Raw genomic sequence first — 13490 nt, 5'->3', positions numbered from 1 at the left:
ACAAAGTAGAATTGAAAATTCATCAATATTATATAAAAACAAAGAGATAACGATTGGTGTAAAAAGACTTGTCATCAACGCAAATCTGCGAGAAATCATAAAAGTCGCAATGCTTATTGCATACTGGAAACAAATGAAACCGATCGTATTATACGTTATATAAGCAATAAAATATTCTTGTACTATGAACAAAAATAACAACGCAACGTACTTAAAGAGTGCGTTTACTTTCTTCATATTTTCACTTTCACTTAACACGTAAAGTTCATAGGTAAATCCAACGATCAATATAGGAATTAACACCAGGACAAACAATGTATTGAACATATAAAAGATCACAACCTTAATATGGTGTTTTGAAAATTACATACAATCCAACTATTTTTAATAAATTATACACTCTTTATTAATTTATATAAACAAAATTAAAAAATTTGATTAAACTAACTGATTACTTTACAACATTCACTCTTGGCAATGTGATACAAAATCATGAAAATAATAGTGTATATTCCTCTAATTTTATACTAGTTCTAACCTTATCTATTTTAAGCAGTCAAGTACCCTAACGCATACTTAGGAGCCAACTACACTCTCACTTGGAAGTAATGATGCATCCATCCCAGTTCCTTCTGTATCTTCATTAACAGTAATATTTTTATAGCTTGTCACAAATCCATCTTTCACTATCTCGACTGTATAATTACCTGTAGGAAGATTGAGACTATAAGCACCGCTTCCATCAGTGATTGTGGTTCCAACCAATTCACCTGTTGTATTATCACTACCGGATCTAAAAGATAACGATACTCCGTCAATGTTCGCACCAGTCACTGAATTCTTGATAACTCCGTGCAAACTGGATTCGGTCAAAGATAACTCAGTGTCATACACTGATTCATCGGTATTGACATTTAATCTTTCACTCCCAGAATTGTATCCACTTGCAGTGACTGTACTTTGATAATTACCACGTGGCAGCTCCATTGTATATTTGCCACTCTCGTCAGTAATGGTACTGTAAGTTTCGCCTGTTGCTTCGTTCACTAAAGTTACTTGCGCATTTTTTATTCCAACCTTATTTGAGTCATCCACTATGTCCCCACTGATATTAGACTTATCTGATTGGACAATGTTCACTGTAAGATCTGCCTTACTACTAATAAGATGCCCATTTAAAGAGGTATCTAAAAATGTCAGGCTGGCACTCCCCCCAGTAACAGCATCTTCATCCGCTGTCAATTCATACACACCATTTGATAGTTTAGTGATTGAGATTGGACCAGCAGTATTAGAAGTCAAATCAGCGTTACTGCCACGATACTCTGGTAAATATAGTATCCTTGTCTCACCTGGAGTTAGTGTCATATTTGTCACTGCTCCTGAGGTATCAGTATTCACCTGCATATTAGCAGTTCTAAAAAGAGGTGCATCTTCTTCGAAACTATATGGCCTTCCCAAGAAAGGACTCTCAACTTCAGCACTATAATGACTATCTTGAGTCTCATTTAAATCAGCATCCACATTATCACTAAAACCCAAGTAGTTACTCATACTAAGCAACTTGTTACCTGCAATTGAGATGTTGGGTGCAACACCCACACCTAAGTTTAAATGCAACGCATTTGTGCTGCCAGACAAATCAGTAGTTACCTCATGACTTGCAGTTTTCATTAGTTCATTATTATTAATTTGTAAGTTGATATTTGAAGTATATTCACCTGTTACATCCACAGTACTGCCCTTTTCAGCTTGCAAAGACTCATTTAGGGTTAACGGTACATCAACAGATAGAAAAGGAATATCAGTCGAGATTATCGCATTGCCAATGTTATAACTTGTCACCTTTGTTCCTTCTGCCCTAATATGCCCCTGTATTTTAGCAGTAGTCTTAAAAGATGCCACTATCTGTTTCATACCACGGGTGCTTGAATAATCAATTTCAAGAGATGGTGTTGTAGCTACTTCTACATTCAAAGTACTACCTTGCCCGTCGTCGACTGTTAGGCTATTCCCGCTTTGATTAAGACTTGCAACTTGTGTATTCGGTAAAATCTTCACTGTACTAAAAGATCCATGACTCCCTGAATGAATCTCTTGAAAGAGTGATGTCATGGTTACGCTTGTGCCATTTAAAATTGTTTTATTATCCTCATGTTGTACACTAGTTATCTTAACAGTTGCTGCATCTGCATGGTTCAATCCTCCATCTGCAAGCACCACATCACCAACATACACATCTTGCGTTCCATTAATAATAATTCCATTATTACCTGCCGAAATCACTTCTGATTTTGGAAAGTAGATAGTATTTGAATTAAGCTGAATGTACCCTGAAGAAGATTGGCTTCTAAATGTTCTCCCTAATTCAATTATGCCATCATCATTAGTGCTTCTACTCATATCACCAGTTGTAATGCTGCCAAGCTGTAATCCATCCGAAGTAGTCAAAGTATATTTTTGATCACCTAATAAATGTACAAAAAAATCGCCTTCTCCATCCGTAGAAAGCTTGATATCCTCAACTGAGCTTTTAGCATATATTACTTGATTACACAGAGCCACTCCGCTTTTTTGTGATAAAACACCAGCAACCGTTACTCTATCACTTTTGTCACTTATCACACTATTTGCGAGTTTAGCCGATTTTGATAATGTAACATTGGCCACAGTGGCCGTACTTGCACCTTTATTTTGCAATCGCGCTGCAAACTTATTACTACTTTTAAGGGATGCACCTTGGCTTCCCAAACCTTTTTCGGTCACAATTTCTGAATTATTAGTCTGTTTATTAGTTATTTGATTATTATGTTGGTTAGCCGCCAATAGTGCGTACAATGAACCGAACAAAATAACTATTATCCCTAAACCCCATTTTTTCAATCGTTAATCCCCTTTAATTAAGCTCTCATCCCCTTTTTACATTATAATTGGAGTAGTACTCATAGTACAAGCTAAATTTAAGATTAAATTTAATCTAATACTTCATAAATTCCTCACCAATTAAAGTTTTCATCAGATTTCGCAATCAGGACAGACTATCTTAGCTCGTCCCGTCTTCTTAGCTAGGTACAGCGCCATATCTGCAGCTTTGACAGCTTTATCAATTTCATCAAATTCATTTGCCTCAGCAATGCCACCTGAGAATGTTATATTTACCGGTTGCCTTTTATCTGTTAAGAAGTCTTTTGAACTAAGTTCCTCTTGAAACCGCAGCATCAGATCAAAACAGTCCCCAATGTTTTGATCTTTAAATAGGATACAAAATTCTTCGCCTCCAAAACGATAAATCTCAACATTTTTCGGACAATTCTTATTGAAAAAGATCTTTAAGCTAGCTGCAAAGAATTTAATAACATTATTACCCTCTAAATGTCCGAAGGTATCGTTAATTTGTTTAAAATTGTCAATATCAAGCATAACTACAACATGCACTTGCGGTTTTTCAGTATCATTTTCAGTTACATAATTAGAAAAAGAATCGTAATTCTGTAAGTCTGTCAACCCATCATATGTTGCTTCATACCTAAGCTCTAGTATTTGTACTTCTTTTCGTTGCAAAGCCGCTGAATAACCATAAACAAAGCTCACAATAATAATAGATCCGATCAAAATAGGTATGTAGACATATTCGTATGTTTGAGGCACATTCTTCCACTGAGCTCCTATCAGAACTGGTGAAGCAATGCTTATTACAACCAGGGAAGCAGCGTATTTTGAAAACAAATCAATATCAGTTAAGAAATTAATTAGTTCGCAAAATGCAATGGAGCCGAGCATTATTAAGAAAATATAACGAATCGTTGCTGCAGAATATACACCATTCACTAGTTCTACAACTGTCAATACTGGAGGCATCAATGCAAATGCTATATAACCTCTGATTCTGCCATCAAGAAAGAAAGCGGTAATTCCAACGACATATTGAAAACAAACAATTTCAAGGTAAAAATAATTGAAACTTCCTACTACAAAATAGAAAGTACTTAGGAAAAAATAGAAGATAATATTGGCCCAAAGCTTACGCTCTAAGGAAACCACATATATTCTAAAAAAATAGTACTTGCAAAATAAAAAACAGATTGTGATAATTGGAGTCATGAGTCCTAAAATAAACATTTCTAACATTTTATATACAACCACCCAAAAATTCTTAAACGCATTAACTAATCTTATTCAACAAAAAATTCTAATAAAAGTCACCATAATTATTAATCAATTTTCCTTTTTGATTACATTAATTACAGCAGTTTGATGGAAACTTAAAATTTATCTTCACTAATCTTGTTTTGGCACTACAGTTAAACAAGAATTTAAAATCACTAATTTGGATTATAAATCTTATTCTGGAGGTACTTCTTTGAAAATCATATATGATCTAGGATACAAAACTATTAACATTTTTTGGAGAATTCTATTTGCCCTTACCCTTTATTTTGCTTGGACATCACCAAATATTATTCTCGGGGACAATTCAACTTTTGGAACAAGTACAACGTGGTTAACTACCTACGCAATCATAGCTGCAATCATACTAGTCACTTCGCTTGTATTGTTCCAAAAAGTTAAGAACTTCTTTTACTTTATCTTCATTAAGAATCAATACATAACTGCCCCTTTACTTTTTATCATAATTATTATTTTGCAAATACTATTTGTATACTATGTACATCCGGTTAGTGGATTTGATGCCGGCATGTTGCACTACGCAGCTGTTAATCACAAACATGTTCTTGAACCCAATGTTGCAGCTTACTACAGCTTGAACCAAAATAATTTACCGATTACTTTATTAATGCGTTGGATAATAGTTCAAACTGGTCACTCTTCCTGGATGTTTTTTGATTACACTACCTTAGTATTAGTTGATATATCAGCGATACTTAATATTCTGAGCATCGCAATTGTAAAACGCAAATCACTTGGAATTGCCATTTACGTGCATTGTGCATGGCTCTTGTTTTTCCTGAGCATCATCATGCCATACACTGATGCATGGGTTTTACCCTCCGTTTCCCTTTATATTCTCTGTTACTGTATCATGGCAAAGAAAAGTATCCATTTTACTTTTAAGGTAATTGCTGCCGTTTTATTTGGCCTTGCTATTATTTTGGCATATTTCATAAAACCCTCAGCAATAATTCCTGTTATCGCAATCGTAATAATTGAAATCTTAAGTCTGATGATTCGAAAAATCAACTTTTTTAACATCCACTTAATCCAAATAATTCTATTACTAACTGTCATTGGTGGTGTGTCTCTCACAACTTATAAGATAACAAGTGATGCCATTAAAGAACAGAAATATATAAAAATTCAATCTTGGCGTTCAATTCCTGCCATCCACTTCATGTCGATGGGAGTATATGGTACTGGTGGATATAATGCAAAACAAGCTCTTGAAATGGCCGTATTACAGACAAAAAAACAAAAAACCGAATATTCAAAGAAAATGTTATTCAAGCGCCTAAAACAACTTGGTGCTTTTGGATATTTAAAGTTCATTATTAAAAAACAAGGTAATAATACTGCTGATGGTACATTTGGTTGGTTACAGGAAGGCCACTTCTTTCGAGAAAACCAAAAACCGACAACGAAAACAATCAGTGGTAAATTAAAAAACTTTATCTTCCTGTATGGAAGAAATATTGCTGATTTTCGCTTTATGGCGCAAACATGGTGGATCTTTACACTCAGTATTATTGCCTTAGGTTACGAGAAATGGAAATTCAGAGATTTTCTAAAACTCTCTCTTGTAGGCGGATTTTTGTTTCTCCTGCTTTTTGAAGGAGGAAGAAGCCGCTATATCATCCAATACTTACCGATTATATTACTGCTAGCAACAATATCATTTACACCTGCAATTGCAAGAACTAAAAAAATCATTGCTTGGGCAAGAAAAGATTGATTCTTCAAAAATTAAATTATAAAAGAAAAGGCCAGAGACTGTAACAAAACAATTATTTTGCGGCAGTCCCTGGCTTTCGTTGTCTCACGTGACTGTCAATCTTATTTCATAGGAAAGAATCATTCATCTCTTCCAAAAAATAACGAACTTGTAAGTGCATAAAAATGTGTTGGCGATTCACCAACTTCAAGCCTCATTAAACTTGCATTTATTTCATGCAGTGAATTTTCCAATAAATTAAAAAGAATTTCTGTTAAATTCTCCAGTGAAGGATTTTTCTTAGCAAATTCAGGCAAATCATTTAGAAATTTCCCCGAAAAATACGTTGTAACCCTATTAATTGCCTTGTCAATATCATTAAAGATAATCATTTCTCCATCATTACTGCCGATCTCACAAATTAACTCCCATGTGTGAGTGTGCTTCTCACCAACCCCATCTTTCCACTTCATGGCATGGCTGGCATTAACATATGAACGGATTCTATAGGTCTTATATAATTTAATCATTTTTATCATCTCTCAGATTTTTAATATCGTCTTTTATACGTGTGACTAAGCGCTTAGCTTCAACAGAAAATTTCTCAGAATTCCAATTAGTCGGTCTTGTTATCGTATTAATTGCTCCAATGAATCTGATGATCGAACAGATTAAGTTATACCATGGAAATGTGAAAACGACCCACCAGAGCTTCTTATAATAAATCTTTTCATCCGGAAACGGCTGCAATAAGATTCGAACACAGACATAATTCAAGGTACAAACTAAAACATATAAAATATAAATCAATAGATATGAAACAAGCAGTATCACTGGTGAGTAACGGAAAAAGAGTAATACAAACGTGGCAAAAAACCAAATCATTTTTGGGAACATAAAGGTGTGGTCAATAATTAAACGGCGGACAACGAAATTCTTAAAGAAAGACATCAGACCAACTGTCTTCTTTTCTGCAAAATTCTTAGAGGTCTCTAACTGACCTCGTTGCCATCGTTGTCTTTGCGTGTACAACTCCCCTATCCCAGATATCGGTTCAATGTAGAAGATAGCATCTGGACACAGTACAACTTGCTCTCCTAGACGCTGTCTTAGCTGAAAAGTCATATCGGTATCTTCGCCCACTGTCGAAGTGTTATACATGAATGTTCTGAGCAGTACATCTCTTCTGAATGCTGAGAAGGCACCAGACATGGTAAATAATTCATTCTTGAATGATTCAATTGTTCGCCCAGACAAGAAAGCCTGCGCATATTCATAATATTCATTCTCAGCTATTATCTTGTGCCAACAACCACTTATCTTTTTAATAAGTCGCCGATTGGATAAGATCGTACCTGTCATCGCTGCAACTTTCTCGTTGTTCTCAAAATGAAGAGTCATGTTCATCAAGGCTTTTTCGTCTAAAATCCCATCACTATCAATATTTATGATATATTTGCCAATAGCACCATAGATTGCCGAATTCAGTGCCTGTGCCTTTCCCTTGTCAGTATGAATTATTTGCATATTCAGATTACTGAAAGTATTTTGAGCATCATTGAAAACAGCAAAACTATCATCAGTACTCTGGTTGTCAGCAATAATTACTTGTGTCAGGTTGGTAGGATATGTCGACCTAGCAATCGACTCAATACACTCGAATAGTGTATCTGCAGAGTTATAGACTGGCACAATCACAGTTATCATCGGCAGTTTCTTAGGTATTATGAGTTTCGGTCTATTGTAATAGCTGAATAACAAATGAATACTGGACACAAATGCAGGAATAATCTCCACCACAACCGGGATTATTGTCCACGTAATCCAGAATCCCATCTTAAGGAGAGTTAAATCCATCCAGTAACTAATCATTACCTGCACTCCCTTTCCTAATCAAGAAAGCAGACTTAAACCTATTATATAAACCCTGTGATAACTGCGAATACGTAAATACATTGTAATAAAGTGCTATCACCAAACCATAGAAGACTAGTCTTCCTATAATGGTATGTGCCAAAAAGAAAGCTGTGTATCCAAAATAATGGACAATCACGACCACAATTACGAGGCGAATTACATTAGCGAGATATATCCAGAGCGTTCCTAATATGACATAAAAGAGCCGTTCCTTCTTCGAATATGCCGGAAAAAAGATTACAAGTGCTGCAAAGGCTGATGTTTCGATGATACCTGAACATTCATAGTCAATCGTCATTAATAGACTTGACATATTACCACTTATAATATGGACGGTGCCATATTTAGACATCACAGTACACATTCCAGTGAGAATACCAAACCCCTTCACCCCTTGAATGACCATATGTGTGAAGAACCAGACCCAATAAGGGTCACTGAGAGCAATCAATATAAAGAAGAGGCCCACGCTTCCGAATATAAAAAAGTAGGCCATCAGTTGCGTTCGCTTAAGAACTGTCAAGACATATAGCCAGATGACAGTTCCTATTATAATTAACGGGTTCATCTATTCACCCAACCCTTTTTTCTTTTCCTAAAGCTTTTAAATTTCCATAAACCTAATAATGCAATCACTAGACCGATAACTGCTAAAATAATTGGACCTGTGCTACCACCGGAAACTGTAACAGTTTGAGAACCCAAGTTACTGTTTTTCAAAGTTATTATCTGCCCAGATTGACTGGAGAGAGTAAAGTCTGACAATGGAATTTTGATCTCCATTGTATCAGTTGGAGAACCGGCATTATTTGCGATTCGTGCAGCTTCAGCTTCAATGTTGCTTGGTTCAGCATAATAGTTACCATTATAATTACTTCCAAGACCGATTTTCAGTGCTGTCTTATCACCTAAGTTTTTGAGATTGTTACTAAGCGAATTACTGCCATTTGGGCTCCTAACAGTGAAATAATACTGTATCCCGCCAACTGTCAAATAATAACCATCTGTCTGCAGGTGATTATACCCATAATTATTTGTATAATCCATCTGCACGTAAATATAAAGATTGGTGCCATCTGAAACCATTGCCGCACGCTTTACATTTCCGTCATCACCAGGTTCAGTCAGATCAGTCTTACTAATGTCATCCCAATCTGAGAAACTACCATCAATCACAATGTTGTACTGGCCGACTGTGTATTCACCAGAACTATTTTCACTATCTGATGAACTCGAACTGCTGGCCGAACCTGAACTGCTAGAACTCGAAGACGAACTGCTGCTTGAAGAACTTGAACTACTTGAAGAGCTTGAGCTACTAGACGAACTCGAACTTATGGTTGAACTCACAATTGATCCGCTCAAACCATAATTCTCATCAGCCATCGTGATTTTAGTATTCACACTTTCAGCTCCTATATAACTGAGTGGAACTGCTACTTCTAGATAAGTATTTCCATTGATAACCGAAACAAAACCGCTAATATTCTTGTGATCAGTTCCGCTTGTTCCGTTATATAAGTCACTTCCACTTGTAATCGAAACACTATTTGAACTACTTGTAATAGCCTGATTTGTTTTCACAGTTAACCACGATGTTTGTCCACCTGCTTGTAAAGTTATCGAATTATAGTAGCTACTATTCGTCACCCCAGTTGATGCAATATATATATATACGTAGTCATCATCATTGAGTAATGCAAAATTACTCCAGCTTCCGCTAGTCTTGGATACCCCAGTCCAATCATCAAAATTGCCATCAATACTAATCTGACCTGTTGAAGACGTACTATCAGCATAAACATTTGCATTGCCAATAAAAAATAGTACAAAAATAGAGAACAGCATCAACAAAAATTTTTTCATAATACTCCCCTAGTTAATATTATAGATAAAGATAAATTCGTTTGATATAAAATTCACAATTCACTTTTTTCATCATATCATATTTGATTACCTAAAACTACTAAGCAAAAGAAATTTCTTGCAAAAAATCCACTTATAAATAAAGTAATATATTATCCCTAAATAAGGTAATTATTTTTTTAGAGTTCTATAATTATCTATACTGTTTATTTGTTTTATTTTTTTATAATATTAATTTGTATATTTATAGTCAAATGAATTTCTTTCAATAACAATTAAATTTATATAAATAAAAAATAAGTATCTATTTCACTTAAGAAACAAACACTTACCCTACAATAATATAAATTTTCTAAAAAAACCAGAATTTCTTCTTTTTAGCTATTCCTGAATAGTCTCTTGCAAAAACTGGTAATCCATTGAGCAGATTCTCCGCATTGCCTTCGAATTCATCAACCTTAGCCTGCCCTAATTCGGTACGGAGCTTGATGAATGCTTCTCGTAAAGCAAAGCTGCGCCCCTTCAGTGCATGGGCATCAGATGCAAAGATCTGTACAAGATTATGTTCAACCAGCTGTTCGGAGATATCTTGGACTTTCTCGCCAAAACCACCAATATAGCTGGTGGCCGTCAGCTGAGCTAAAGCACCATCAGCAATAAAGTTATACAAAAGATTCAAGTCTCCCTGAATCTCATGATTGCGTTCTGGATGAACGATCACAGGTGTTGTCCCCATCTTACGTAGTTCAAAAAACAAACGCTTGGCATACTTGGGAACGGAGCCATGAGGAAACTCAATCAGCATGTACTTCTTGTCTTCATCAATTCCTAACAAGTCGTCATACCTTTCGGTTAAGTCACCGTTGATATGAACTTCTTGCCCAGAAAAGATAACAAGCGGGATTCCATGATTATCTAATTCATTTTGAAAATCAGTAACATGTTTGATTACATCAATACGATGATTGACATAATCTCCATCCAAATGATGTGGTGTTGCCAAAATATGTGTTATCCCCTCAGCAACAGCTTGTCGTGCAAGCTCTAATGAATGTTCTAAATCAGGTGAACCATCATCAATCCCTGGAATCAGATGACAATGCAGATCAACTATTTTTTTGCTCTTTGTCAGATTTTCCGTAATATCCATATCCATAATAGCCATAGTATCCACTCCCGCCTTCTGAACGAACATCGTTATAAATCGAACCAATGATGTTGGCATTTACATGTTTCAACAGGTCAACAGCGTGCTTTACAGCTTCCTTTTCAGTAGTATTCTGACGAGTCACAAGGATTGTACCTTCGACCTTGGTCGAGAGTACCTGAGCATCAGTAACCGATAACAATGGCGGAGCATCGTAGATAACTAGGTCAAGCTGATCCGAAAGTGCCTTAATCAAGAGATCCATCCGCTTCGAATTCAATAATTCAGCAGGATTAGGTGGCACTGGCCCACTTGGCATAACAAAGAGGTTATCAACTGATGTCTCATAGATTGCTTGATTAACGTCGAAGTCACGGTCAGTCAAGTAATTAGTCAAACCCTTAGGATTGGCAATACTGAATGTTGCATTAATAGTTGGTCTACGCATATCAGCATCAACTAAAAAAGTCTTTAAGCCTTGGTTGGCGAAGGTTACTGCTAAGTTTGCAGCAATCGTCGATTTTCCTTCTGAAGCCATTGAAGAGGTCAAAAGGATGTTGCGATAGCGCTTATCGGCATTAGAAAACTGGATATTGGTACGAACTGTTTTGAATTGCTCAGAAATTACAGAACTTGGATCGGCTGCAGAAATCATTTCAACACCATTCTGCATTGAATCCATGGACAATTCATTCTTTTTCTTCTTCTTACTTTTAAATTCAAACATTATTCTTGACCTCCCCTCCTATACTCTTCGCCTTGAAAGCTTCTCGCTATCCACGTTACCACCAATGGTTACATTTACAACACGCCGATACTTTCTGCCTTGAATATGACTGATTGCACCCAAACTCGTAAGTCCAAGTTCTTCAGTCAAGAACTTCTCATCACGAACAGTTGTATCAAGCAAGTCCTTGATGACAACAATTGCAACTCCTATCAACAAACCAACAATGACTCCAATTAATAAGTTGAGTTTCTTATTAGGTGATACAGGCGTCGTATTCGCAGTTGCCTTGGTAACAATAGTCACATTGTCAACCTTCATCATCTTCTTAATCTTCTGACTAAAGACTTTACCAATGCTGTTGGCAAGATCAGCAGCAGTATATGCATTTGTATCGGTAACCGTAACTGTCAACACTTGAGAGTTCGTAGCATTAGAAATTGACACCAACTTCTCAAGAGATGCAACAGAACCAGAATAGTTATCCTTCTGACGCAACTCTTTCACAACAGGTTCTAGGATAACGGGTTTCTTGATGACATCTTCATAGGTATTGATTGCCTGCAAGTCAGCCTGCTGCACATTGTATTGCAGGCTTTCGTTATCAGCTTTTTGGTTAACCAAAAGATCAATCGATGCACTATATTGTGGGGTCATGAAGATAAAGGAAACAATAAAAGCCACTATTGCTCCTATTATCCCCCACAAGATGATTCCAAGATAATTCTTCTTGAGTAAGACGAACAATCGTCTGAGATCAATCACTGTTTCATTATTTACTTCTTCACTCATCAATTTGCTCCTATACTATTTATTTAATTCCAATGCAGTTCTCAATTCCTTAGTTACAGCATTGACGTTCTTTTGTGGAACGACTTGGAACGAGACACCACCAATCATTTTACCATATCCTTGAAGCTGAATCTGTTTAACGTTGTCAGCAGAACGATACTTAGTAGCAATCGTTTTGATCTCGTTAAACGTAATATCCGTCTTCATGTTACTGGAAAGTGCAGATAAGATACTCTGATACTTAGTGATACCTTGAACAGTAGCAATTTTCTTAACAAGTGCCTCAAGAACATTTCTTTGTCGCAATTGCCGTCCATAATCGCCACGAGAGTCTTCATAGCGCATTCTGGTAAAAGCTAAGATATTCTTCTTATTGAGAGTGACAGTTCCCTTCTTAAAATGATATCCCCGACTAGTAAAGTCCAAATCATTGTATACCTTAACCGGACCAAGCGCCGAAGATAACTGCACTAGTCCTCCCATGTTCATTTCAATATAATGATCAATTGGAACATTGAGATAACTCTGGACAATATTCATTGCCATACTAGTCCCACCATATGTGTAAGCAGAATTAATTTTATTTTCAAAACCATGTCCAGGAATAGCGACCTTCGTATCACGTGGAATACTTACTAGGGTCGTCTTCTTCGTATTAGGATTCACAACCGCTACCATTATTGTATCAGTCCGTCCCTTATATGTACGACCATAGTCCCCTGTATCAGTCCCCAAAAGTAAAATAGAAAATGGTTTCCCGTTACTAATGGTTCTTGCTGCACTACGCTCACTATCATGTTTAACTTTGTGGTATGTAGTATCAACTGCACTTTTCGTGTCATTATACACCTTTGCAACAATTACCCCACCAATAATAAAAAAGAATATTAAGAGAGATATAATAATTCGCCAAGCTCTATTCTTTTTCCTATTACCATGATGATGTCTATGTACTTTTTCATTTGGCATCTTAAGATCCCCTATCTTCAATAATTTCAACACCAGCAAATCAAACCTATCAATCTGATTATAACAATATAAGAACTAAAAAAGAATAGTTCAAAAAAATTTATCTTCTAATCAGGATATATAGACATCTAAACTATAATTATCTATTTAAATTCAACATTCATTCATGTGAATATGAATTATTG

Annotated in this window: 11 protein-coding genes; 1 reads left to right on the top strand and 10 read right to left on the bottom strand. The window is 36.0% G+C overall.

Features of this window, described 5'->3' with window-relative positions:
• Nucleotides 1-576: 576 nt before the first annotated feature.
• Nucleotides 577-2883 (bottom strand): carboxypeptidase-like regulatory domain-containing protein, encoded by a 2307-nt coding sequence (locus GSM_RS01925; RefSeq protein ID WP_010077724.1) that lies wholly within the window; start codon nt 2881-2883, stop codon nt 577-579.
• Between the two features lie 132 nt (nt 2884-3015).
• Nucleotides 3016-4128 (bottom strand): GGDEF domain-containing protein, encoded by a 1113-nt coding sequence (locus GSM_RS01920; protein ID WP_010077723.1) that lies wholly within the window; start codon nt 4126-4128, stop codon nt 3016-3018.
• A 232-nt stretch (nt 4129-4360) separates the two neighbouring features.
• On the opposite strand from GSM_RS01920, the gene GSM_RS01915 reads away from it, so the two are divergent.
• The gene (locus tag GSM_RS01915) at nt 4361-5908 is read left to right on the top strand and encodes a TIGR03766 family XrtG-associated glycosyltransferase (RefSeq protein ID WP_010077722.1); all 1548 of its coding nucleotides are present in this window, start codon (nt 4361-4363) and stop codon (nt 5906-5908) included.
• 119 nt (nt 5909-6027) lie between these two features.
• Here GSM_RS01915 and GSM_RS01910 read toward each other — a convergent pair whose 3' ends face one another.
• From GSM_RS01910 to GSM_RS01875, 8 genes are all read right to left on the bottom strand, one after another.
• The gene (locus GSM_RS01910; RefSeq protein ID WP_010077721.1) at nt 6028-6417 is read right to left on the bottom strand and encodes a 6-carboxytetrahydropterin synthase; all 390 of its coding nucleotides are present in this window, start codon (nt 6415-6417) and stop codon (nt 6028-6030) included.
• Complete coding sequence (locus GSM_RS01905; protein ID WP_010077720.1) at nt 6410-7759, bottom strand: TIGR03111 family XrtG-associated glycosyltransferase; 1350 nt, start codon at nt 7757-7759, stop codon at nt 6410-6412. The genes GSM_RS01910 and GSM_RS01905 overlap by 8 nt, the downstream gene beginning before the upstream one ends.
• Nucleotides 7752-8372 carry an exosortase family protein XrtG gene (gene xrtG, locus GSM_RS01900; protein WP_010077719.1) on the bottom strand — a complete coding sequence of 207 codons (621 nt, stop codon included), beginning with the start codon at nt 8370-8372 and terminating at the stop codon, nt 7752-7754. The genes GSM_RS01905 and xrtG overlap by 8 nt, the downstream gene beginning before the upstream one ends.
• Nucleotides 8369-9670, bottom strand: coding sequence for a Firmicu-CTERM sorting domain-containing protein (locus GSM_RS01895; protein ID WP_010077718.1), 1302 nt, complete (start codon nt 9668-9670; stop codon nt 8369-8371). Before GSM_RS01895 ends, xrtG begins: the two co-directional genes overlap by 4 nt.
• Before the next feature lie 352 nt (nt 9671-10022).
• Nucleotides 10023-10835 carry a tyrosine-protein phosphatase gene (locus tag GSM_RS01890; RefSeq protein WP_010077717.1) on the bottom strand — a complete coding sequence of 271 codons (813 nt, stop codon included), beginning with the start codon at nt 10833-10835 and terminating at the stop codon, nt 10023-10025.
• On the bottom strand, nt 10777-11544 hold the full coding sequence (locus GSM_RS01885; RefSeq protein WP_010077716.1) for a CpsD/CapB family tyrosine-protein kinase: 768 nt from the start codon (nt 11542-11544) through the stop codon (nt 10777-10779). The genes GSM_RS01890 and GSM_RS01885 overlap by 59 nt, the downstream gene beginning before the upstream one ends.
• An 18-nt stretch (nt 11545-11562) precedes the next feature.
• Nucleotides 11563-12336, bottom strand: coding sequence for a YveK family protein (locus GSM_RS01880; protein ID WP_010077715.1), 774 nt, complete (start codon nt 12334-12336; stop codon nt 11563-11565).
• 15 nt (nt 12337-12351) lie between these two features.
• Complete coding sequence (locus GSM_RS01875; protein WP_010077714.1) at nt 12352-13305, bottom strand: LCP family glycopolymer transferase; 954 nt, start codon at nt 13303-13305, stop codon at nt 12352-12354.
• Nucleotides 13306-13490: the final 185 nt, after the last annotated feature.

The organism is Liquorilactobacillus mali KCTC 3596 = DSM 20444 (genome assembly GCF_000260415.1).
Taxonomy (GTDB): Bacteria; Bacillota; Bacilli; order Lactobacillales; family Lactobacillaceae; genus Liquorilactobacillus; species Liquorilactobacillus mali.
Note: the sequence above shows the minus strand (reverse complement) of the source record. Positions and strands in the feature narration are given on the sequence as shown.

What these genes read in the sequence shown, in the direction of transcription:
- GSM_RS01920 (WP_010077723.1), bottom strand. Translation starts at nt 4,128, where the DNA reads ATGTTAGAAATGTTTATTTTAGGACTCATGACTCCAATTATCACAATC.
- GSM_RS01910 (WP_010077721.1), bottom strand. Translation starts at nt 6,417, where the DNA reads ATGATTAAATTATATAAGACCTATAGAATCCGTTCATATGTTAATGCC.
- GSM_RS01905 (WP_010077720.1), bottom strand. Translation starts at nt 7,759, where the DNA reads ATGATTAGTTACTGGATGGATTTAACTCTCCTTAAGATGGGATTCTGG.
- xrtG (WP_010077719.1), bottom strand. Translation starts at nt 8,372, where the DNA reads ATGAACCCGTTAATTATAATAGGAACTGTCATCTGGCTATATGTCTTG.
- GSM_RS01895 (WP_010077718.1), bottom strand. Translation starts at nt 9,670, where the DNA reads ATGAAAAAATTTTTGTTGATGCTGTTCTCTATTTTTGTACTATTTTTT.
- GSM_RS01890 (WP_010077717.1), bottom strand. Translation starts at nt 10,835, where the DNA reads ATGGCTATTATGGATATGGATATTACGGAAAATCTGACAAAGAGCAAA.
- GSM_RS01885 (WP_010077716.1), bottom strand. Translation starts at nt 11,544, where the DNA reads ATGTTTGAATTTAAAAGTAAGAAGAAGAAAAAGAATGAATTGTCCATG.
- GSM_RS01880 (WP_010077715.1), bottom strand. Translation starts at nt 12,336, where the DNA reads ATGAGTGAAGAAGTAAATAATGAAACAGTGATTGATCTCAGACGATTG.
- GSM_RS01875 (WP_010077714.1), bottom strand. Translation starts at nt 13,305, where the DNA reads ATGCCAAATGAAAAAGTACATAGACATCATCATGGTAATAGGAAAAAG.